Annotated in this window: 24 protein-coding genes; 12 read left to right on the forward strand and 12 right to left on the reverse strand. The window is 61.4% G+C overall.

Going from position 1 to position 21656, the window contains the following annotated elements:
• Positions 1-41 precede the first annotated feature (41 nt).
• From guaB to YH63_RS16930, 3 genes are all read left to right on the forward strand, one after another.
• Positions 42-1535: an IMP dehydrogenase gene (guaB, locus tag YH63_RS16920; protein ID WP_046826595.1), complete on the forward strand. Its 1494-nt coding sequence runs from the start codon at positions 42-44 to the stop codon at positions 1533-1535.
• Positions 1536-1717: 182 nt separating this feature from the next.
• A complete protein-coding gene (locus YH63_RS16925; RefSeq protein WP_046826594.1) occupies positions 1718-2341 on the forward strand; it encodes a hypothetical protein in 624 nt (207 codons plus the stop codon).
• Positions 2342-2618: 277 nt separating this feature from the next.
• A complete protein-coding gene (locus YH63_RS16930) occupies positions 2619-3653 on the forward strand; it encodes an NADP-dependent oxidoreductase (protein WP_046826593.1) in 1035 nt (344 codons plus the stop codon).
• Positions 3654-3830: 177 nt separating this feature from the next.
• Here YH63_RS16930 and YH63_RS16935 read toward each other — a convergent pair whose 3' ends face one another.
• Both YH63_RS16935 and YH63_RS16940 read right to left on the reverse strand, forming a co-directional pair.
• A complete protein-coding gene (locus YH63_RS16935) occupies positions 3831-4673 on the reverse strand; it encodes a metallophosphoesterase family protein (protein ID WP_046826592.1) in 843 nt (280 codons plus the stop codon).
• 200 nt (positions 4674-4873) lie between these two features.
• On the reverse strand, positions 4874-5557 hold the full coding sequence (locus YH63_RS16940) for a hypothetical protein (RefSeq protein ID WP_052753894.1): 684 nt from the start codon (positions 5555-5557) through the stop codon (positions 4874-4876).
• A 160-nt stretch (positions 5558-5717) separates the two neighbouring features.
• On the opposite strand from YH63_RS16940, the gene YH63_RS16945 reads away from it, so the two are divergent.
• Positions 5718-6140: an MAPEG family protein gene (locus YH63_RS16945; protein WP_170978703.1), complete on the forward strand. Its 423-nt coding sequence runs from the start codon at positions 5718-5720 to the stop codon at positions 6138-6140.
• Positions 6141-6165: 25 nt separating this feature from the next.
• Entirely contained in the window at positions 6166-7473 is a 1308-nt protein-coding gene (locus YH63_RS16950; protein ID WP_137325232.1) for an RsmB/NOP family class I SAM-dependent RNA methyltransferase, read from the forward strand.
• 29 nt (positions 7474-7502) lie between these two features.
• Here YH63_RS16950 and YH63_RS16955 read toward each other — a convergent pair whose 3' ends face one another.
• Positions 7503-8387, reverse strand: a complete 885-nt coding sequence (locus YH63_RS16955; RefSeq protein WP_052753800.1) for a hypothetical protein — start codon at positions 8385-8387, stop codon at positions 7503-7505.
• A 277-nt stretch (positions 8388-8664) separates the two neighbouring features.
• Here YH63_RS16955 and guaA point away from each other — a divergent pair, with 277 nt between their 5' ends.
• Positions 8665-10275, forward strand: a complete 1611-nt coding sequence (guaA, locus tag YH63_RS16960) for a glutamine-hydrolyzing GMP synthase (protein ID WP_046826590.1) — start codon at positions 8665-8667, stop codon at positions 10273-10275.
• A gap of 47 nt (positions 10276-10322) precedes the next feature.
• Here the strand turns inward: guaA and YH63_RS16965 are convergent, their stop codons facing one another.
• Complete coding sequence (locus tag YH63_RS16965; protein WP_046826589.1) at positions 10323-11150, reverse strand: hypothetical protein; 828 nt, start codon at positions 11148-11150, stop codon at positions 10323-10325.
• 2 nt (positions 11151-11152) lie between these two features.
• Positions 11153-11818, reverse strand: a complete 666-nt coding sequence (locus YH63_RS16970; RefSeq protein WP_052753799.1) for a hypothetical protein — start codon at positions 11816-11818, stop codon at positions 11153-11155.
• 218 nt (positions 11819-12036) lie between these two features.
• Here YH63_RS16970 and YH63_RS16975 point away from each other — a divergent pair, with 218 nt between their 5' ends.
• Complete coding sequence (locus tag YH63_RS16975; RefSeq protein ID WP_046826588.1) at positions 12037-12636, forward strand: YdeI/OmpD-associated family protein; 600 nt, start codon at positions 12037-12039, stop codon at positions 12634-12636.
• A gap of 31 nt (positions 12637-12667) precedes the next feature.
• Here YH63_RS16975 and YH63_RS16980 read toward each other — a convergent pair whose 3' ends face one another.
• Both YH63_RS16980 and YH63_RS16985 read right to left on the reverse strand, forming a co-directional pair.
• Entirely contained in the window at positions 12668-13318 is a 651-nt protein-coding gene (locus YH63_RS16980) for a Vgb family protein (RefSeq protein WP_046826587.1), read from the reverse strand.
• A 32-nt stretch (positions 13319-13350) separates the two neighbouring features.
• Positions 13351-14571, reverse strand: coding sequence for a DNA-binding protein (locus tag YH63_RS16985; protein WP_046826586.1), 1221 nt, complete (start codon positions 14569-14571; stop codon positions 13351-13353).
• A gap of 187 nt (positions 14572-14758) precedes the next feature.
• Between YH63_RS16985 and YH63_RS16990 the strand changes: the two genes are divergently transcribed.
• The 3 genes from YH63_RS16990 (at position 14759) to YH63_RS17000 (ending at position 16373) form a co-directional block, all read left to right on the forward strand.
• Positions 14759-15508 carry a DUF899 domain-containing protein gene (locus YH63_RS16990; protein ID WP_246658076.1) on the forward strand — a complete coding sequence of 250 codons (750 nt, stop codon included), beginning with the start codon at positions 14759-14761 and terminating at the stop codon, positions 15506-15508.
• Complete coding sequence (locus YH63_RS16995) at positions 15505-15765, forward strand: hypothetical protein (protein WP_046826584.1); 261 nt, start codon at positions 15505-15507, stop codon at positions 15763-15765. Before YH63_RS16990 ends, YH63_RS16995 begins: the two co-directional genes overlap by 4 nt.
• Positions 15766-15890: 125 nt before the next feature.
• The gene (locus YH63_RS17000) at positions 15891-16373 is read left to right on the forward strand and encodes a DUF411 domain-containing protein (RefSeq protein ID WP_046826583.1); all 483 of its coding nucleotides are present in this window, start codon (positions 15891-15893) and stop codon (positions 16371-16373) included.
• A gap of 1 nt (position 16374) precedes the next feature.
• On the opposite strand, the gene YH63_RS17005 is transcribed toward YH63_RS17000, so the two are convergent.
• Positions 16375-17310: a LysR family transcriptional regulator gene (locus YH63_RS17005; protein WP_046826582.1), complete on the reverse strand. Its 936-nt coding sequence runs from the start codon at positions 17308-17310 to the stop codon at positions 16375-16377.
• Between the two features lie 98 nt (positions 17311-17408).
• Here YH63_RS17005 and ilvD point away from each other — a divergent pair, with 98 nt between their 5' ends.
• Positions 17409-19259 (forward strand): dihydroxy-acid dehydratase, encoded by a 1851-nt coding sequence (gene ilvD, locus YH63_RS17010; protein WP_046826581.1) that lies wholly within the window; start codon positions 17409-17411, stop codon positions 19257-19259.
• 37 nt (positions 19260-19296) lie between these two features.
• On the opposite strand, the gene YH63_RS17015 is transcribed toward ilvD, so the two are convergent.
• From YH63_RS17015 to YH63_RS17025, 4 genes are all read right to left on the reverse strand, one after another.
• On the reverse strand, positions 19297-19842 hold the full coding sequence (locus tag YH63_RS17015; RefSeq protein WP_046826580.1) for a disulfide bond formation protein B: 546 nt from the start codon (positions 19840-19842) through the stop codon (positions 19297-19299).
• Positions 19842-20000, reverse strand: a complete 159-nt coding sequence (locus tag YH63_RS21675) for a DUF5993 family protein (protein WP_170978704.1) — start codon at positions 19998-20000, stop codon at positions 19842-19844. The genes YH63_RS17015 and YH63_RS21675 overlap by 1 nt, the downstream gene beginning before the upstream one ends.
• 90 nt (positions 20001-20090) lie before the next feature.
• Positions 20091-20573, reverse strand: coding sequence for an SRPBCC family protein (locus YH63_RS17020; RefSeq protein ID WP_046826579.1), 483 nt, complete (start codon positions 20571-20573; stop codon positions 20091-20093).
• A complete protein-coding gene (locus YH63_RS17025; RefSeq protein WP_046826578.1) occupies positions 20570-20908 on the reverse strand; it encodes an ArsR/SmtB family transcription factor in 339 nt (112 codons plus the stop codon). Before YH63_RS17025 ends, YH63_RS17020 begins: the two co-directional genes overlap by 4 nt.
• Before the next feature lie 147 nt (positions 20909-21055).
• Between YH63_RS17025 and YH63_RS17030 the strand changes: the two genes are divergently transcribed.
• The gene (locus YH63_RS17030; protein WP_046826577.1) at positions 21056-21637 is read left to right on the forward strand and encodes a 2'-5' RNA ligase family protein; all 582 of its coding nucleotides are present in this window, start codon (positions 21056-21058) and stop codon (positions 21635-21637) included.
• Positions 21638-21656 lie beyond the last annotated feature (19 nt).

Consider the following 21656-nt stretch of genomic DNA (forward strand, 5'->3'; position numbering starts at 1 on the left):
GGTTTTTTACCGCAGCCACGGGCTGCCGAACGGAGTTGGCAATGGCAAAGCAGTTGGGTCAGGGTATTCGCGAAGCTTTCACATTTGACGATGTGTTGCTGAAACCCGGTCTGTCCGACATCCTGCCGTCCGATGCCGACGTCCGCACCTATCTGACGCGCACGATCCCGCTCAACATTCCGATCATTGCCTCGGCGATGGATACCGTCACCGAAGCCAGCATGGCGATTGCGATGGCGCAGGCCGGCGGCATCGGCGTGATTCATCGGAATTTCGAAGGTGACGGTCAGGCCGCGCAGGTGCGCCTGGTCAAGAAATTCGAATCCGGCATGGTGGTGAATCCGCTGACCATCGGTCCCGACGCCAAGCTGGTCGATGCGCTGACGCTGATGAAGGATCACGGTATCTCCGGCGTTCCGGTGGTGACCGGTGCTGGCCCCGGCAAACCCGGCAAGCTGGTGGGCATTCTCACCAATCGCGACGTGCGCTTCGCCACCGATCCGGAGCAGAAAGTCTCCGAACTGATGACGCATGAAAACCTCATCACGGTGAGGGAGGGCGTTAGCCAGATCGAAGCCAAGCGGCTGCTGCATCAGAACCGCATCGAAAAGCTGCTCGTCGTCGATGAGCAATATCGCTGCGTCGGCCTCATTACAGTGAAAGACATGGAAAAGGCGGTGGCCTATCCGTTGGCCTCGAAGGATGCGCAGGGACGTCTGCGCGTTGCTGCCGCCACCACGGTTGGAGACGCCGGCTTTGCGCGTACCGAGCGGTTGATCGAGGCGGGAGCCGACGTCATTGTCGTCGATACCGCGCATGGTCATTCCATGCGCGTGCTTGAAGCGGTCAACCGCATCAAGCGTCTTTCGAACGCCGTGCAGGTGATCGCCGGTAACGTCGCGACCACCGAAGCCACGCAGGCGCTGATCGATAGCGGTGCGGACGCCATCAAGGTCGGCATCGGTCCGGGTTCAATCTGCACCACGCGCATCGTCGCCGGCGTCGGGGTGCCGCAGCTCACCGCGATCATGGATTCGGTCGAAGCTGCGAAGAAGGCGAACATTCCGGTGATCGCCGACGGCGGCATCAAGTTTTCCGGCGATCTTGCCAAGGCGCTCGCGGCCGGCGCGGATGTCGCGATGGTCGGCTCGCTGCTGGCGGGCACCGATGAGACGCCGGGCGAAGTGTTCCTGTGGCAGGGCCGGTCCTACAAGGCCTATCGCGGCATGGGCTCCGTCGGCGCGATGGCGCGCGGCTCCGCCGATCGCTACTTCCAGCAGGACATCAAGGACACGCTCAAGCTCGTCCCGGAAGGCATCGAAGGGCAGGTGCCTTACAAGGGACCGGTCGCCAACGTGCTGCATCAGTTGGCCGGTGGTCTCCGCGCGGCGATGGGCTATGTCGGCGCGAAAAACCTCGAGGACTTCCACGCCAAGGCGGAATTCGTGCGGATCACCGGCGCGGGCCTGCGCGAAAGCCACGTCCACGATGTCACCATTACCCGCGAAAGCCCGAATTATCCGGGCGGGGGCTAGTAAGCTCGTCCAATTTCGGCCCCAACGGCCTGTCAAAACAGGCTACGATTGCGCGGTATTTTTAGTACCTCGCGCAATACGGCTCGCGCGCGTTTCGCGCGAGTTCAAACGCATTTCAAGCTCATTGACCCGGCAGCGAATCCGGACGCAATGTTCGCAACATCTCAGAAAAGAAGAACATCATGGTTGACTGGACAGACGACAGGATCACAGCGCTCTCGGATCAGGATCTGAAGAACCTGCTGACCAATGCGGAGCGCAAATCGGTCGCCGATATCGTGGCAAAATGTCAGACCGAGCTTGAGAAGCGCAACGCCGCCAAGCCGCGCAAGGCATCGAAGCCGCGCTCCGAACTGAAAGAGTTCGAGCATGATGTGTCCGCACAACTTGCCGAGATCGGCAAGGAGGTTGCGGGCAAGTACGATCTCTCCGAGGAAACCGCGAAAGCGAAGTCCGAAGGCGTGAAAGGCTTCAAGGCGCACCGGCTGCTGGATTCGAAAGGCTACGCCAAGCTCGGCGGCATGCAGCGCGATGGCTCGGTCGCCATCGAGCGCTACATTTCCTATCGCCGCGGCGACAGCACGGCCTACCTCGGAGTCTTTCTGCCGAAGGATGCACCGGCGGAAGATCACGAATTTCATGTGATCGCGCCGAAAGCGTTTCTCGAGGACGGAAAGCCGGTGGCTGACATTCGCCCCTCGGCGACGGAGAAGCAGAAGCAACCTGCGGACAGCGGCCTCGCGTTCAAGGATCTGCCGAGTGCAGCCGCAGCGTTCGACAGGGCGCTGGCGAAGCTGACCGCCTGACACTTTCACTTATTTTTGTCATGGCCGGGCTTGTCCCGGCCATCTCGATCATTAGGCCTCTGTGCCATACGAATCGGGATCACCGGGACAAGCCCGGTGATGACAAAATGCGGGTTGGTAAGTGCTGGGCATTGTCCCTCGACAGCCACGACCACGCTCAACTCATTCTGTTTTAAACGACGTGAGGCATGGATGCCATGCCGCTCCACGCGCGCGTGGCAATGCGCGGTTCTCTCGGCTAAATAACGCTCACGTTCATAGAAACCGAGGAAACATCATGTCTCAGTCAGCCAAGCGTATTGTTCTCGCTTCTCGTCCCGTCGGCGAGCCGAAGCCCAGCGATTTTCGCCTTGAAGATTACGCCGTGCCGACGCCGGGTGAGGGGCAGCTCCTGCTGCGCACGATCTGGCTGTCGCTCGATCCCTACATGCGCGGGCGCATGGACGATGGTCCGTCTTACTCCGCACCGGTCCCGATCGGCGGCGTGATGGAAGGCGGCACGGTGTGCGAGGTGATGGCCTCGAACAACCCGGGCTTTGCGAAGGGCGACATCGTTCTCGCGCATGCCGGATGGCAGCAGTATGCACTCTCTGACGGCAAGGGATTGCGCAAGATCGATCCGGGCGTCGCGCCGATCTCGACGGCGGTCGGTGTGCTCGGCATGCCGGGCATGACGGCCTATACGGGCCTGCTTGAAATCGGCAAGCCGAAGCCCGGCGAGACCGTCGTGGTGGCGGCGGCGTCCGGCGCGGTGGGTTCGGCGGTCGGGCAGATCGCGAAGATCAAGGGCGCGCGCGCCGTGGGCATCGCGGGCGGCAAGGAGAAATGCGACTACGTCAAGAACGAACTCGGCTTTGACGAGTGTCTCGACCATCGCGATCCCGATCTCGCCGCGAAGCTGAAGGAAGCCTGCCCGAAGGGCATCGACGTCTATTTCGAAAACGTCGGCGGCAAGGTGTTCGAAGCGGTGTTTCCGCGTCTCAACGACTTCGCGCGCATCCCGGTGTGCGGCCTGATCGCTGATTACAGCACGATCTTCGGCAAGGACACGCCGGCGCCGAAATGGGCCAATTCGATCATGCGCGCCATTCTCGTCAAGCGGCTGAACTTCCGCGGCTTCATCGTTCGGGATTTCGCATCGATGTATCCGGACTTCATCCGCGAGATGCCGCAGTGGCTGCGCGAGGGCAAGCTCAAGCATCGCGAGTTCGTCACCGAAGGCATCGAGAGCGCGCCGAACGCGTTCATGGGCCTGCTCAAGGGCGCGAACTTCGGCAAGCAGCTCGTGCGCGTCGCGCCGGACAAGGCTTAACGCGGCTGAACGGTAATTCACCTCTCCCGTGGGGAGAGGTCGACCCGCGAAGCGGGGCGGGTGAGGGCGTTCACTCCACCGATGAATCCTAACCCCTCACCCCAACCCTCTCCCCACGGGAGAGGGAGTTCCATCGCATATGCATCGGATACGGTATTTCAATTCAGGCGTTCAGAATCACACCGCCGTTGACGGCTCCAGAACCGAAAACAGATCGATATTGATCTGCCCCGCCGCGCGAACGTGGCGGACTTCGAATCCGTCGGGCTGGAAGACATATTCCACCAGCCCGACTTCCTTCACGCCGATCAGTTCCTGTTTCGCGTTGGAGCGGATCACGAAGGACGACGACGGCGCCCAGATGTGGCGCACGTTCCGGAACGTCGTGTCCCGGCGCTGGTGCACGTGGCCGCAGGCGACCAGCCGTAAATTCATGCCGTCGAGCATGTTGAGCAGATCGCTGCGCGCGGGCATCGGCACGTAGCGGAATGATGTTGCTGCGGTCTCCGCGTCGTCAGGCGCGTCCTTGTAGAGCGGCTTGTGGATGAACAGCGCCACCGGCTTGCCTTGTGCGGCGGACAGTTGTTCGGCCAGCCATTCGCGCTGCTCTGCCTCGCAGGCGAGCGCGGTGTTCATCACCAGCGAGTTCAATCCAATGACGCACCAGCCCGCGGCATCGAACTGCCAGCGGTCTTCGCCGAACACCGCGATGAAATTCTGCCGGTTCGCCTCGGATACGGGTTGCGCAGGCTGCACGCCGGTCAAGGTCGGGTTGTCGCCGATGTCGTGATTGCCGGGAATATAGCGGCAATCGACAGGCAACGCGTCGTGCAGGGCCTTTGCGAAATCGAGATCGTCCGGATGATCCGGGCCGTCGAAAGCGACATCGCCGCTGTTGATGACGAGGTCGGGCCGGTTGTCATCGATATGCTGGCTGACCCGATGGAAGTTCTCGACGAACTCGGGAAACCGGGCGCCGAGATGCGTGTCGGTGATCTGCGTCAGGCGGAAGCGGGACATGGGCATGCTCCTTTGCGGAGCAATCTACACAGCGCGCATGTCAATGAGATGGCTCGCTGCACCAGCGATCGCGTTTAAAACAGTCGTCTATCTTTTTCGGGTTCTGCCGCCAAACGGCGAATAAAAGGAAAATTGTTAGGTGATTCAAATGAAGGGTCGTGAATAATTTTCAGGTCATGCAAATTCTCTGAACCGGTGCCTCACAGCACGCGGTAACGGATAGCGAAGCTGTCGTCGGGCACGCTGCGCGCGGTGTCGGTGGATGCGATGCGATCGACCAGGTGCCACGGGCCGAACTCATCGGACGGACTCGGGTTCGGCGGCAGCCGCAATTTGAAAGCGCGCTGCGCCTGACCGGGCAGGCTGAGCACGACCATCCTGTCCGAGGTGCGGAATTTCAGCGGAACGGAGCCGCGCAACACGGCGCGCCCGTCTTCCGTCGCGCGCAGGCTGTCATCGATCCGCGCGAGCGTCTGGTTCTGGTCGGTGAGCAATTCGACCTGTGCTTCGCGCTTCAGGTCGGCGCTTGTTGCCGTGCGCGGCAGGCGGATTTCAAACTCCACGGCGGGCGCCTTGGCCATGAGTCCGAGGTGCTTGAGCGCGGCGGTGCGCAGGCCGTAGCCGCCGGCGGCCAGCGCGCCGACCATGAGCACGACACCGAGGCTGCGGACGGCGACGCCGCGGAATGTCCGGTCATCGCCCTTGAGGGTGAGCGTGAGGGCAACCGCCGTGATAAATCCCGCCACGCCCGCCAGCGGGCCGATGACAATGAACGCAGCCAGGTTGTCCGAACCGGAGCCCAGCGAAGCCGCGATCATCGCGGCAGCGGCCCAGCTTCCGAGGGCTCCCAGCACACCGGCAAGAATCGAGATGACGTAAAGCATCGCAGCACCCGAGCACGGCTCCACTCGACCTATGGAGCGGAACCTTCTGGGCATTGGTCGTTTCTGTCTGTGATCGGGTTCACAGATCCCGGAGACAATTGTCAGGGGGAGAGGGGGCCGGTATAGCGGTGAGATAACATTCGCATCGGGGGAATTCTTTATGACAGTTCAGATGGTTCTGCTGCCGGTCTTCGTGCTGGTTCTGCTGTCCTTCATCCTGATGTTCAGGATGTTCACGGTCCGCACAGGTGCGATCAAAAACCGCGAGGTCCGCGTATCGGAAGTCGCTGTCGGCCAGAAAGCCTGGCCGACGAAGGCGGCGCAGGTCAGCAACGCCTATTCCAACCAGTTCGAACTGCCGGTGCTGTTTTTCGTGCTGATCGCCCTTGCGCTGCCGCTGCGGCAGGCCGATCTCATCATCGTGCTGTTGTCGTGGGTGTTCGTGGTCACGCGCTACATTCACGCCGGCGTCTATGCTACCTCGAACAACCTGAAGGCGCGATTCTCGGCATTCGCCGCCGGTGCGCTTGTCCTTCTCATCATGTGGGTCTATTTCGCGCTCAAGCTGTTGCTCGCGATCTGACGATCCTCACTTCTGAAAGACCATCATGACGCCTGCCGCGCGGCTCTCCGCAGCTATCGAGATTCTTGGCGCCATCGACGCGCAGCGTATTCCCGCGCCGAACGCGCTGAAGGAGTGGGGCACCGCGCACCGCTTCGCGGGTTCCGGCGACCGTGCCGCCATCGCGGGGCTGGTCTTCGACGTGCTTCGCCGCAGAGCGTCGTCGGCCTGGCTGATGGATGCCGATACGCCGCGCGCCCGATTGCTCGGCATGCTCAAGCTCGAGCGCAAGCTTGATGCCGATGCCGTCGCCGCGTTGTGCGACGGCGGGCGCTTCGCGCCCGAGCCGCTGACGGACACTGAGCGCGCCGCGTTGACCTCGCGCAGCCTGAAGGACGCGCCGGCGCACATTGCCGGCGATTATCCGGAATGGCTCGATCCCCAGCTTGCGGCCGTGTTCGGCGATGAGCGGGCGGAGGAGGCCGTCGCCATGGCCAGCCGTGCGCCGCTCGACCTGCGCGTCAACACGCTGAAGGCCAAACACGAGAAGGTGCTGGCCTCGATGAAGCATCTCGGCGCGAGGGCGACACCGTGGTCGCCATGGGGATTGCGGATCGATCTCGGCGCGGATGCGCGCAATCCCGGCATCCATTCCGAGGAAGCCTTCATCAAGGGCGGCGTCGAGGTGCAGGACGAAGGCTCGCAGCTTGCCGCCTTCCTGAGCGGCGCGAAGCCCGGCGAGCAGGTGATCGACATGTGCGCAGGCGCGGGCGGCAAGACGCTGGCGCTCGCTGCGATGATGCAGGGCAAGGGGCGGCTGATTGCGACGGATCATGACAAGCGCCAGCTTGCACCGATTCATGAGCGGCTGTCGCGCGCGGGCATTCACAACGCCGATGTGCGCACGCCGAGAGGACCGGACGATACGCTCTCCGACATCAAGGCGTCGGCCGATCTCGTGGTGATCGATGCGCCGTGCACCGGCACAGGGACGTGGCGGCGCAACCCGGACGCGAAATGGCGCATGCGCCCCGGCGCGCTGGACGTTCGCATCAAGGATCAGATCGCGGTGCTGGATCGCGCGGCTGATCTCGTGAAGCCGGGCGGACGGGTCGCCTACATCACCTGTTCGGTGTTGCCGCAGGAGAACAACGAGCAGGTCCGCGGCTTCGTGAGCCGCCATCCGGAATTCACGGTGGTTCCGCCGTCGCAAGTGGCCTCGGTGCTGTGGGACAAGGCCGATGATTTCATCGCCGCCACGCTGCAATCGCCGGAAGGGCTGTTGATGACCCCGCGGCGGACCGGGACGGACGGGTTTTTTGTATCGGTCATGACGCGTGCTGCGGCGGGGTGATCGCCGGGGTGCGTTAGCGCCGTGCGATGTCAGCTTCCGCGGGCCTTGTCGCGCAGACGCTTCGCCACTGCTCCCGGAAAATTCAGCAGCATGTGCCGCGGCGCGCGAAGCCGTTCGGCTTCATCCATGAATTTTTGCATTTCGCCCGTGAACCAGTGCGCGTCGTTCGCGCGTTGCCGCTCGGCTGCGGCCCAAAGGCCAAGCTGACGAGACAGTTCGGACCGGAACGGAGCAGGCGCAGAATCGTAAAGACCAAGTGTCGCGACATTCGATCGCAGCAACTTCATCCGGATCGCGTGCGGAAGCCCTGCGAAGTGATGGATGACGGGATCATCCGATGCGGCGATGCCGGGGATCGAATTCCATGCGGTATCGAGGTGTCCGACATGAGCGCGATCCGCTACATTGTCCAGATCAGGACCGAAGCCGAGCGATTCATTGAGTCCCAGCATCACGTGGAGGGCAGCCTGATCGCTCCAGTTGTGGGTCACTTGTCCGTGCAGGGTCAGCATCCGGGCAAAGAAGTCCCTGGACCAGTCCGACCGGCGGATCAGGTAGACTCCGGCGTTGTAGTGCGGAGGGAAGGCCGAGCCGTCCAGCCGCGCCGTATCAGGCCCGTGCCAAGAAATCATGAGATCGGCGCCGGGTTGTGCTGCGTCCAGGATATCGCGATCGAGGCGCAGGATCAGCGCGTCGATATCGAGCCAGACAACGAACTCGAAATCGCCGTCCAGCGCGTCGAGAATGGGCGGGACTTTCATCCATGCGCGGTCGAGATCGGTGCCTTCCAACCGGTGAACCCGAAGGTCGTGTCCGTGGCGGGCGGCATATTTCTCCAGTCGGGGGAGCGTGAGTTCGGCGATCTCGGCATAATCGCTGCTCCGATAGGCCGTTACGATGCAGCAGCGGGGCATTCGGGAAATCCGGCTGTTCGGCAAATTCGGCGGTCGGCTTGGGGACCGGCCGATCAAGGCGTGCTGTTAATTCGATAATATCTGGAGATTCATAGCCCAATCCGGGCGAAGGCAAAAGTGAGGCGGGATGCGTTTGCACGCAATGAGAAGACTGCGTTTTCGCGGTGCTGAGGCGTCCTGGAGGGATCGGTCAGCCGTCGCCAAAACCTGCCAATAAGCCCGTTTTTGCAGGCATTCCGGGGTTGCGACTCCGCCGCCTGTCGCGTATTTCCTCTCCATGACAGCACACAGCCAGACCGCCCCAGCGACGCCCGATGTGGCGGCCGCTCACGAGAAGATTCTCATCGTCGATTTCGGCTCCCAGGTGACGCAGCTCATCGCGCGGCGCGTCCGCGAAGAGGGGGTCTACTCCGAGATCGTGCCGTTCCAGAAAGCCGAAGCGGCCTTCAAGGCGATGCAGCCCAAGGCCGTGATCCTGTCCGGCGGCCCGGCCTCCGTCCTGGATCAGGACGCACCCTCCGCGCCGATGTCGATCCTGACCGCAGGCGTGCCGGTGCTGGGCATCTGCTACGGCGAGCAGACCATGGCGCAGCAGCTCGGCGGCACCGTCGAGGCTGGACACCATCGCGAATTCGGCCGCGCGCTGATTGAAGTGACCGACAACTGCGCGCTGTTCGAGGACGTCTGGAACATCGGAGAGAAGCATTACGTCTGGATGAGCCACGGCGACCGCGTCACCAAGCTGCCGGACGGTTTCCGAGGCGTGGCGAAGGCGCCCGGCTCGCCGATCTCGGTGATCGCCGACGACAAGCGCAAGTTCTATGCGATGCAATTCCATCCCGAGGTGGTGCATACGCCGGATGGCGCGAAGCTGATCAAGAATTTCGTGCGCAAGGTCGCGGGGCTGAAAGGCGACTGGACCATGCGCGCCTTCCGCGAGGAAGCGATCGAGAAGATCCGCGCGCAGGTCGGCAAGGGCAAGGTGATCTGCGGCCTGTCGGGCGGCGTCGATTCATCTGTCGCGGCGATCCTCATTCACGAAGCCATCGGCGATCAACTCACCTGCGTGTTTGTCGATCACGGCATGCTGCGCAAGGACGAGGCGAAGACCGTCGTCGATCTGTTCCGTCACCACTACAACATCCCGCTGGTGCACGTTGATGCGTCGAAGACTTTTCTCGGCGAGCTTGACGGCGTCACCGATCCGGAAGTGAAGCGCAAGACCATCGGCCGCCTGTTCATCGACGTGTTCGACGCTGAAGCGAAGAAGATCGCAGCCTTAGGAAAAGGTTCGGCGGATTTCCTCGCGCAGGGCACGCTCTATCCCGACGTGATCGAAAGCGTCTCGTTCACCGGCGGGCCGTCGGTGACGATCAAGTCGCATCACAATGTCGGCGGCTTGCCCGCGCGCATGAACATGAAGCTGGTGGAGCCGCTGCGTGAATTGTTCAAGGACGAGGTGCGTGCGCTCGGCCGCGAACTCGGCTTGCCGGATGTTTTCGTCGGACGGCATCCGTTTCCGGGTCCGGGGCTTGCGATCCGCTGCCCCGGCGAGATCACACGCGAGAAGCTCGACATCCTGCGCGAGGCCGATGCGGTGTACATCGACCAGATCCGCAAGGCGGGACTTTACGACACCATCTGGCAGGCGTTCGCGGTGCTGCTGCCGGTAAAGACCGTCGGCGTGATGGGCGATGGCCGTACATATGATTTTGTTGTTGGCCTGCGCGCGGTGACATCCACCGACGGCATGACCGCCGACTTCTATCCGTTCGACATGAAGTTTTTGGGCGAGACCGCCACCCGCATTATCAACGAGGTGAAGGGCGTCAATCGTGTGGTTTACGACGTGACGTCGAAACCGCCGGGAACGATCGAGTGGGAGTGATGACCGATTCTGGCTAGGCACCAGAACAGCGAGCAAAAGTTCGATATCTAATCCCTACGTTTTGCCATGCGCTTGGCTGTCAAAACGATATAGCGCTTAGGTGTGCCATCCATAGCCAAGATGCGTGTATACCGCATGCTGACACGACCACCCGTCTTGTTCGCGTATTGATCTAATCCCCAAGTGAAAATGCTGCTTACCCTGCGAAGAACCTCTCGTGACATGCTTATTGGAATCGTCCTTCCCAATTCGTTGTCAAATACCGAGCCATATCCTGAGTTTACGTTGAATGCTGCGATGCTGAAATCTTTTTCCAGCTCTTGGTTGTCCTCGATGTTTAGTCTGACGTAGTCTCTTGTGTTCTCGTTGTAGGTATTGATTATATTATGCCCTCCAAGGATCTGCATCCTTGTGGCGCCCTTCCCAATCACAGCATGAGTCTGGCGTATTGCTGGTTCAACCCTTGCTACAAGCGCCTCGATATCGCCACCCCGCCTTCTGATAATCTGCGTTAGCAACGGTGTTTGATGCGAATCGTCCTGTCCTAGATTTCTTGAGATGACCCGACGTACCAAGTCGTAGAGCAGTAATGAAGCAGTTGCACCGCCAAGTCCGAGCACTTCGGCAGGGTTCTGCTGTAGCCAAACGGTGAAGTCTGCAAGAATGCTACCTTCGGTGGGCGTACTCGCTCGCACCGCATCTCTGCCAAGGAAATCGCCTCGCTGTCGTATCTTTCCTGTTTCGGCGTAGTTCGTAACAAGCGCTAAAGTCCACGCGAATCCCGCAAGGGCCATATAGCCATCGTAGCCCTGAAATTGGTGCTGGTCTGCGGTATCGCCTGTGAGTTTGAGTCGAAAGGGGACTATCTCCGCCATGACTATTTGGTGCCTTTAGCTGTATAGCTTGTGGCCATAACGCCGTTTTGTGCGGCATCTTGGCTAGCCGGTGTATCCAGTCTCGACAATTTGGGTTTGCTAGAATTGTTGCTTTCCGGCCGGTGTGATTTGTAGGCAGCAAAAATGCCTATTACGACAGATGCTAAAATCACGATCAGGGCCAATAATTTTGCTACTCGAAAGGTCCATTCGCCAGCCTTTACACGACGCCATTCTGATTTGAGTAACGCTTGTGATGACTCCAAAAACTCCTTCTCTATGATCCGAATATTTTCGGTAGTGAGTTTCGTTTCGTCTGCTGTAAGCGCGTTGAATGCTTCCATCGCGCCAAGAAGCCTTTTGCACTTTGACTCGTTCGGATTTATCCGAAGTAAAATGTTGAAAGTTGAAGTGTTAAGTGGAATGTACAATGGACGAAGCGCTGCGACTTTCTCTGCATGATTTGGATATTTGACCTTTGTCGCGTCATGGATTGCATTAATCTGTGTAAGCAGGGCCGTAAGATCTGAGCGAAGTGCATCAATCCAAGCCTGCCTAAATTCCGATGTTTTTTGCTCTTTGCTAATAATCAATCCGAGCAATGATATGGTGCCTGCAATAAGTGCGGCGACCACTGCCCCTATGGCTGCGTCTGGAATGTTAACCATTGCCTCCCCCCCGGTCCGAAAGGTCTATGCCTTTACGATTATGGTCAAGACCCGTCGGGCGGAGAGAGATGTTTATCCGCTAGTGATATCGGCGTGGAGATGGTTTGACCGGCAATAGTTCTCCCGCTCTGCTAATAAAACTGGACTGAGCGCTGGATTAGTTGATCGTCTGCCGTGCCAGACACCCCCCTTGAATTCTCCAGAGGAGGCAAGAACGGATGGCGCCAGTCATAGTTGATCCCGAAAAAATTCGCGCATTCAAGGATGCCGCGAGTTTTTACAAGTGGCTCGCCAAGCAACACGACAAGGACGACGAGGTCTGGATCAAGATCCACAAGGTGGATTCTGGCCTCAAATCGATCACGCCCAAGGAGGCCATCGATGTCGTGCTGTGCTGGGGCTGGATCGACGGCCAGCGCAAGGGCTTCGACGAGCAAAGCTTCCTGCAGCGCTATTCCCCTCGCACCAGGAATGGCACCTGGAGCCAGATCAATGTCGACAACGTCGCGCGGCTCATCAAAGACGGCAGGATGACCGAGCACGGCTTGAAACAAGTCGAGGCCGCGAAGGCCGACGGGCGCTGGGATCGCGCCTACAAGAGCGGCAAGGACATGAAAATCCCCGCCGATCTGCAGGTGGCCATCGATGCTGAGCCCAAAGCCAAGGCCATGCTGGCGAAACTCAGTGAGCAGAACCGCTTCGCGCTGGCCTTCAGAACCCACAACATGAAGACTGAAGCCGGGCGGAAGAAGAAGATCGAGACGTTCGTTGAAATGCTCAAGCGCGGCGAGACGATTTACCCGCAGCGCAAGAAATGAGCGCAGATAAGTCAATCAAGGCTTAGGCGATTTAGCCAGTCTTCGAGCTTCGCTTCGGCCGGCGTACGGCTCGCAGCTTGCCGCTCGGTCCGCCGCCGCAGAAGAATTGATCGCCGCCGTCGGACTCGAGTCCCGAGATGCCCGTTCCTGACGGCATGGCGAGTTCTTCGAGAACGTCGCCGGTTTGAGGATCGATGCGCCGCAGTTCGCTGTCGTTGCCTTCCCAGGTGCCGTGCCAGAGCTCGCCATCGACCCAGGTGACGCCGGTGACAAAGCGGGTTGACTCGATGGTGCGCTGGATCGCTCCCGTCTCGGGGTCGATCTGATGGATCTTCTTTTCCCGGTACTGTCCGACCCAGAGCGAGCCTTCAGCCCACGCCATCCCGGAGTCTCCGCCGTTACCGGGCGCAGGGATTGTCGCAATCACACGACCCGACTTCGGGTCGACTTTCTGGATATTCTTCTCGAAGAGCTGAAACAGGTACCGGCCGTCGAAGGCGGTGCCCGCGTGCGCGGGCATATCGATCGTGTGCACGGTCTTCCCGCTCTCGGGGTCGAGAGCGTTCAGCCTGTCGCCGGACGCAAACCAGACCCTTTGACCATCGAACGTGACGCCATGCACTTCTTGCACGCCGGGAAAGGGGCCGTATTCGCGAATGATTTCTGCTGCTGCTCGTTTCATGTTTCCATTTCCGTTGTTTCGATGCCGCCAACCTAATCACCCGGCAAGGAAGCAGGGAGTAACAATGCGGTCGTGAATCCCGCCACCGGCGGGGTCATCCATCGGCGTGCGCGCGCACGGCCGAACGATTGGACCTTGCCGGCTTCGGCAAGCTCATCGAGCGCCCGCTGCACGGTGCGCTGGCTGGCGCTGAGCGCAAGTGCGAGCGCTGAACTCGACCACGACTCGCCGTCGGCGAGGAACGCAAGCACCGACCCGTGCTCTTCTTCGACCGGCGTTGCCAGCACGACGACATCGCGTGCGCGAAGCGGCGCCAGCGCGAACCCGTCTTTGGTCGCGGTTATGTCGGCCAGCGGCCTCAGCGCTTTGCGAAGCCGCCCGATCTCGACGCGGAGCCGTGCGCGATGCGATTCATCTGCGTGCTTCGCCCTGAATGTTCGCGCGAGCAGTGTACTTCTCGATACGTCGTTTGGCCACGCTTCGGCGAGCGCGCGGGCAAGCGTGAACAGCACCGGACGCCGTGGGAGCGAGACCGTCGTGCCTGCGTTGCGCACGACATAACGGCACGCGTCCACCACGAGCGCTTTCGACGCCAGCAACGCTTCGACCTCTTCGAGCAGGAGCGGGCGTTCCTCGCCGCGCGCGATGAGTCGTGCCGCGGGCGTGTTCAGAGCGCGGGACGCGCTTTCGATCTCTGTCAAAAGCGCGGGGATACAGGCGTCACGTGCCGCGCGTTCGGCGGCAGCGAGCGCGGCGCGTGCTTCCTTCGTCCGAAGCCGCCGCATCGCAATCCCGGCAATGACCAGTTCATGCGCGGCCAACCATGCGGGCGGGAAGGGCGCGGGATCGAGCTCGGCGAGCGCATGCTCGGCCTGGTCGAGGCGCCCGATCAGAAGAAGACGCCTGACCTCGAGATGGCGCGCATGTGCGGCGTTCACCCAGTCGCCATGTTTTTCGAGCGCCACGCGCGCCGCTTCGAGCGGCTTCGTCGGCCATCCGAGGTCGCGCGAGACCAGCGCGATCTCCGCCTCGGCCACGACACACCTCGCGCGGGCCACAGCCTCTTTTGGGCCGAAGGCGCGTGCGGCCTTTTGCAAAAGGGCTCTCGCCCGGACAAGATCGCCGAGTTGAGCCATCGCAATGCCCCGGAGCGCAAGGGCAGGCGGGTCGTTGCGCAGTGCAACCCGGTTCAGTGCTCCGAGGGGATCACCGGTTGCGAGTGCGCGGGCCGCGGCCGTGATCAGCGAGTCCATCTGAATCCCGCCAAACTTGTCACTCCCACCGTTCGATATCCGACCCTTAAGTCTATCCCGGAACACGAACGATCGGCAGTGAACGGCGTTACGTTCCAGCCCGAAAAATACGAGAGATCGCTCCAAAGCGGAGGTTCCGATGACCACGATTACATCACCTGAGGCCCGGAAAGAAGGACAGCACGTCATGAACACACCACCGATTGTATCGCCGCGAGAGTGGGAGGCTGCACGCGAGCAGCTTCTCGTGAAGGAGAAGGCCCAGACGCGCGCGCGTGACGCGCTGGCCGCCGAGCGCCGGCGGATGCCGTGGATGGCCGTTGAGAAATCCTATGTCTTCGACGGGCCGAACGGCAAAATGAGCCTGCTCGACCTGTTCGCGGGCCGCCGTCAGCTGATCGTCTACCGCGCCTTCTTCGAGCCCGGCGTGCACGGCTGGCCGGAGCATGCCTGCATTGGCTGTTCCCTGGGAGCCGACCAGGTCTCCAACCCCGTCCATCTGAACGCGCGCGACACCACGCTCGTGTATGCCTCGCGTGCGCCGCAGACCGACATCGCGCGCCTGAAGGCGCGGATGGGGTGGGATAGAATCCCCTGGGTGACTATCACCGACAGCTTCGACGCAGACTTCGGCGTCGATGAGTGGCACGGCCACAACGCTTTCATCCGCGACGGCGACCGCATATTCCGCACCTATCTCATCAACACGCGCGGCGATGAGGCGATGGGCACCGTCTGGAGCTATCTCGATATGACCGCGCTCGGTCGTCAGGAGGAGTGGGAGGACTCGCCGAAGGGCTATCCTCAGGAACGGCCGTACAAGTGGTGGAACTGGAACGACAGCTACGTTCCCGGCGCAGCGCCTGACCCGAAGTGGGTCGCGGTGTCGGACGCCGGAGAGGAGGCGTTCCGGAACAAAGACGGCGCGACAACATGAGCGCGACCTGTTCAGGTGCGCCCAACGGCAGGCCGTTGCGCCGGAACGCGAGTGCGTTCCGGGCCGCGGAGTGGCTGAGCCTCGCGGCCGCGCCAACCTTCGCGATCATGGCGCTGCTGACGGGTGTTCCTGGTGCAGGTGCGCCGGCAATACTCTGCGCGCATGACGCGTCACCGCTGAGTGGCATGGCCGCGATGTACGGACTGATGAGCGCCTTCCATTTGACGCCATGGCTGAAGCTGATCTCCGGCCGGTAACACCGGATGCCGCGAAAGCGGCTAACCAATCCGTGATTGGATGACATCGATCGTTCGCGGTAATCCTCCCGATAATGGAATAACAATGTCTCCGAGGCACGAGCCACGGCAATGAGGATGAATTGATGACGATCTCGACACGGCGCGCGGTATTGGCGGGAGCGTTACCGGTGGCTGTAGCGCTCGTGCTGTCGCGTTACTCGAAAGCAGCCGAGACCCTTCCGAAGATGATCGTCCATCGCGACCCGGCGTGCGGCTGTTGCGGCGATTGGATCGCGCACGTGAAGGCTGCGGGTTTTTCAGTCGATGAAATCGAAATTGCCAATCTCGCGCCACTCAAGACGAGGCTCGGCGTGCCTGTGGAGCTTTCCTCCTGTCATACGGCGGAAATCGGCGGCTACGCGATCGAAGGACATGTGCCGGCCGATGCGATCAAGCGCCTGCTTGCCGAGCGGCCGCAAGCGAAGGGCCTGGCCGTCGGCGGCATGCCGGTCGGTTCTCCGGGGATGGAAGTCGCGGGAACTCCGCCCGAGGCTTACGACGTCGTCCTGTTCTCGGCTGACGGGCAGCGCGTGTTCGCGCGCTATCGCGGAACGCAGGCGATATGAATCAAATCGCTGTCGCGCGCTGATACAGCATCATCATTTCAGCATCGCGCGCGATGTTGACGAAGCGTTCGATGGTCGGCGTGGTGTCTCCCGTGCGCCATGTGATCCCGGTCTCCAAGATCGGCGCGGGACCTGCCAGATCGATATAGCTGACGCCGGTGCGCGCGAGATTGCGCAATGACGCGGGGACGAGTGCGATTCCCATCCCGGCGGAAACAAGACTGATGATGGTTTGCATCTGGATCGCTTCCTGCGCGATCCGCGCCTGTCCGCCGTGCGCCGCGTAGTACTCGGTCACCAGATCATGGAACGCCGGCGCGCTCTGCCGGGGAAAGATGATCAGCGGCGCGCCGACGACAGATTCCGGCGCGAGCCGGTCAGCCGCCAACGATAGCGTTCCGTCGGCAAGCCAGCTTTCCGGAACGGCGGCGACAAGCGGCTCGCTCACGAGCGGCAGATAGGAGAGCGGCTTGGGAAATGCCGCGCTCGGCGGAGGAATCACCAGACCGACGTGGCCGTTGCCTTCGAGCAGGTTTGCGATCTGCACGTTGCTGGTCGCCTCCGTGAGCGAGATTTCGACATTCGGAAACAGTGATGCGTAGCGACGCACCAGCAGCGGCAGGATGCTGTAGTCCGCAGTGCTGACGAACGAGAGCGCCAGATGGCCGGCGGTGCCGTCACGCAACTGATGCGCGATCCCGGGCAGGGCCTTCACGCCGTCGAGCGCGGCGCGGACATGTGAGAGCCACTCCGCGCCGAACGGCGTCAGCGCGACGCTGCGTTTGGTCCGCACGAACAGCGGTGCGCCAAGCTCGCGCTCCAGGGTCATGATGGATTGGCTGAGCGGCGGCTGGGTCATGCCGAGCCGATCGGCGGCGCGGCCGAAATGCAGCGTGTCGGCCACGGCCGCGAAATGCCTGAGCTGGCGAATGTCCATTTAATACTCTCAGCGACCTAGTTCCTTCCTAATAATATATTTTACAGGGCCACATAACCCCCTTATTGGAAACATTCCAATCTAGGGGGAACAAGAATATGCCGGCATATCGCTCACGAACCTCGACCCATGGCCGCAACATGGCCGGCGCCCGCGGCCTTTGGCGCGCGACAGGCATGAAGGACGAGGATTTCGGCAAGCCGATCATCGCCATCGCCAACAGCTTCACCCAGTTCGTGCCGGGTCATGTTCATCTGAAGGATCTGGGGCAGCTCGTCGCCGGCGAGATCGAATCCGCGGGCGGTGTCGCCAAGGAGTTCAACACCATTGCGGTCGATGACGGCATCGCGATGGGCCACAGCGGCATGCTCTATTCGCTGCCGAGCCGCGAACTGATCGCCGACGCCGTCGAGTACATGGTCAATGCGCATTGCGCCGACGCATTGGTCTGCATTTCCAATTGCGACAAGATCACGCCCGGCATGCTGATGGCGGCGATGCGGCTCAACATCCCGACGGTGTTCGTCTCCGGCGGTCCGATGGAAGCCGGCAAGGTCGTGGTGAAGGGCAAAAAGCGTTCGGTCGATCTGATCGACGCGATGATTGTCGCGGCTGACGACAGCTATAGTGACCAGGAAGTCGCCGCGGTCGAGCGCTCGGCCTGTCCGACCTGCGGCTCCTGCTCGGGCATGTTCACCGCCAACTCGATGAATTGTTTGACCGAGGCGCTGGGCCTCTCGCTGCCGGGCAACGGCTCGGTGCTGGCGACCCATGCCGATCGCGAGCGGCTGTTCCGCGAGGCGGGTCATGTGATCGTCGATCTCGCGCGCCGCTGGTACGAGCAGGACGACGCGACCGCGTTGCCGCGCACGATCGCCAACTTCGCCGCCTTTGAGAACGCGATGAGCCTCGACATCGCGATGGGCGGTTCGACCAACACCGTGCTGCATCTTCTGGCTGCGGCGCAGGAAGGCGAAATCGATTTCACGATCGCCGACATCGACCGGCTGTCGCGCCGCGTGCCATGTCTTTGCAAGGTCGCGCCCGCCAAGAGCGACGTTCACATGGAAGACGTTCACCGCGCCGGTGGCGTCATGGCCATTCTGGGCGAACTCGAACGCGCCGAACTGATCGATACCAGCCTGCCGACCGTGCATGCGCCGACCATGGCCGATGCGCTCAACCGCTGGGACATCGGACGCACCAACAGCGAGTCCGTGCGCAACTTCTTCCGCGCAGCACCGGGTGGTGTGCCGACGCAGGTGGCTTTCAGCCAGTCGGAACGCTGGGACGATCTCGATACCGATCGCGAGAAGGGCGTGATCCGCTCGGCTGATCATCCGTTCTCGAAGGATGGCGGGCTTGCAGTGCTGTTCGGCAATATCGCGCCGGAAGGCTGCATCGTGAAAACCGCCGGCGTGGATGAATCGATCCTCACGTTTCGCGGCAAGGCGCATGTCTTCGAAAGTCAGGACGACGCGGTGTCCGGCATCCTCGGCAACAAGGTGAAGCCGGGCGACGTTGTTGTGGTGCGTTACGAGGGACCGAAGGGCGGCCCCGGCATGCAGGAGATGCTGTATCCGACCAGCTATCTGAAGTCGAAGGGGCTCGGCAAGGTTTGCGCGCTGGTGACCGACGGCCGGTTCTCGGGCGGAAGCTCGGGCCTCTCGATCGGCCACGTTTCGCCGGAAGCGGCGGAGGGTGGATTGATCGGTCTGGTGGAGACCGGCGATCCGATCCTGATCGACATTCCGAACCGCATCATCAGTGTCGAGCTCGATGACTCTGTTCTCGCTGCACGGCGTGCGGCGATGGAAGCCAAGGGCAATGCGGCGTGGAAGCCGGTTGACCGCAAGCGCGTGGTATCGCCTGCGTTGCGCGCATATGCGGCGATGACGACCAACGCCTCGCGTGGCGCCGTTCGCGACGTGTCTCAGGTCGAGAAGTAGTCGCTGGCATTTGCTTCAAACGCTGATGCGAACGGCGTCAGCGTTTGAGCAACTCATAAACAACCGGGTTGTCGGCGCACGCGCCGAACCCGCATTCCACCAGCGTCGAAATCACATTCAGAGCCGTCAGGCCGATGACGAGCCATACCGCCGTGCGCGCAAACGCCGACGCGGGAGGCGCGGTGCGGGTACTGTCGAACTGCTTGTCGAACAGCAGGATCGCCGAGATCAACACGATGGCCGCGACAAATCCCAGCAGCGCCCACGTATAGTAATGATAGCCGAGCATCGCCGAGCCGTAGCCGGCGTCGCCCGGCATGATGTGCAGCAGAACCTGACGCGTCGAGACCATCGCCCCAATGAGAGCCGCCAGCAGCGACAGCGCGTAGTGACTGGGGCGCGGTCCGAAGCGGATATTCAGGATCGGCCCGATGGCCAGTGCCGTGAACATGATGCGCTGAAGCAGGCACAGCGGGCAGGGTAGTTCGTTCAATAGAAACTGCGCGGCGAATGCCGCCGCCAGCACGGCGGCGACAGCGTAGAGACTGAGTGCGTTGAGGGTAATGGCGCGTGCGGGGGTCATCAGAACGACAGCTTCAGCGTATCGGTCGCGTGATGGAGATAGGTCGCGACACACGCAATGAGCACGACGGCGGACAAAGCGAGTGTCAGCGAGCGCGAGCCGCGCCATGCGACGAGCATGACGACAGTGACGGCGAGAAACAGCGCTGTGAATTCCATCGTATCTTCCTGAGCGAAATGCCGCCTGACTGTAAGGCAGATTCGTCGATCCACCAGCGGTGTTTCGCTCAGGTTCTATCCGGGTGAAGATTACCCCTTCACGTGCGCAGCCAGTTTCTCGAGCGTCTGCATGCCGAGTTCGACTGCGCCGAACTTCATGACGGCGTTTCGTGCTTCCACAGACGGGAAGATCGATGTCATGGTCAGCAGCGTGCGGTTCGCGCCCAGCGCTTCGAACGTGACGGCGACTTCAAAGGCACGCGGATCGTTGTCGATATCCGAGTCGTGCAGATAGGCGAGGCGTCTGCCCGGCAGGATCTCGCGATACGCGATGCGGTTCGGATAATCCGTGCCGTCCGGACCATGCATCGTGAAGCGAAACATTCCGCCGACGCGGAAGTCCCTCGCGAGCACCGTAATCGTGAAGCCGTTCGGGCCGTACCATGTCTTGAGGGCTTCGGTCTCGGTGAAGGCGCGGAACAGAACCTCTGGAGGCGCGTCGAACTCGCGCTCCATGGTGATGGAGGGCTGATCCGCAGGCGTGCTCGCTTTGACTTTGAGTGTCGTCGTCATGTGTCAGTTTCCTTTGACTGGATGTCTTTCAAATACAGGTCGAGCTTGCCGAAGCTCTCCTCCCAGAACCGCCGGTACTGATCGAGCCATTCGGTCGCTTCCTTCAGCGCCTTCGGCTCCAGACGGCAGGGCCGCCACTGGGCGGTGCGCCCGCGCGTGACGAGGCCGGCGGTTTCCAGAACTTTCAGATGCTGTGAGACGGCGGGGAGGCTCATGTCGAACGGCTTCGCCAGTTCCTGCACGGAGGTCTCGCCGAGCGCGAGGCGGGCGAGGATTGCTCGCCGTGTCGGATCGGCGAGGGCCTTGAAGGTTGCGTCGAGGGCGTCTGTCGGCATGGTTCAACCTGTATTTAAGTAGATGCTTAAATACGATTTGGAGCAGCCTTCGTCAAGGAGAATGGAGGGGTTTTGGCGCTAATCGGCAGATGCGCTTTACTGGCTTGTTTGTTCATGATTTGTTCGGACGAAATCGGAGTGCGTACCATGTCCGAACGATCTCATTTCCGGGAGTTTCGGGATCCAGGTAACAATCAAACGCTGTTCTTCGCCCTTCTTTTGGGAGCGGATGACCGACCGAGGCTGACGCAGTTCACACACGAGCGTCGCCGCAAGGAAGGATTGGCGGGGACACCGACTCCGGGACCGCGCCTTCATCTTTCGCTGCACGCCGTCGGCGACTACCGTGAACTACCTGATCGCATTGTGCGCGCCGGCGTGATGGCCGCGGCTTCCGTCGATGCTCCCGCTTTTTCGGTGGCATTCGATCGTACGATGACCTTTACGAGTACGCGACCGACGAAGCCGTTCGTCCTTTGCGCAAGCGACGGGATGATGGCGCTGGAATTTCTACATGAACGTTTGGGACAGGCACTCTGGCGGGTCGGCCTCGGCCAGCACGTCTCGCGGCGTTTCACGCCGCATATCACGCTGCTTTACGACCAGCGCTCTGCGCCCGAGCGGTCAATTTCTCCGCTGATATTTCGCTTCGACAGTTTCGTCCTCATTCACAGCCTTGTTCGCCCAAGGCGACACGTTCATGTGGCGCGTTGGGCGCTGCGCCAATAATGTTGTTAGCTCTGCAAGG

This window comes from Afipia massiliensis (assembly GCF_001006325.2).
GTDB classification, from domain to species: domain Bacteria; phylum Pseudomonadota; class Alphaproteobacteria; order Rhizobiales; family Xanthobacteraceae; genus Afipia; species Afipia massiliensis_A.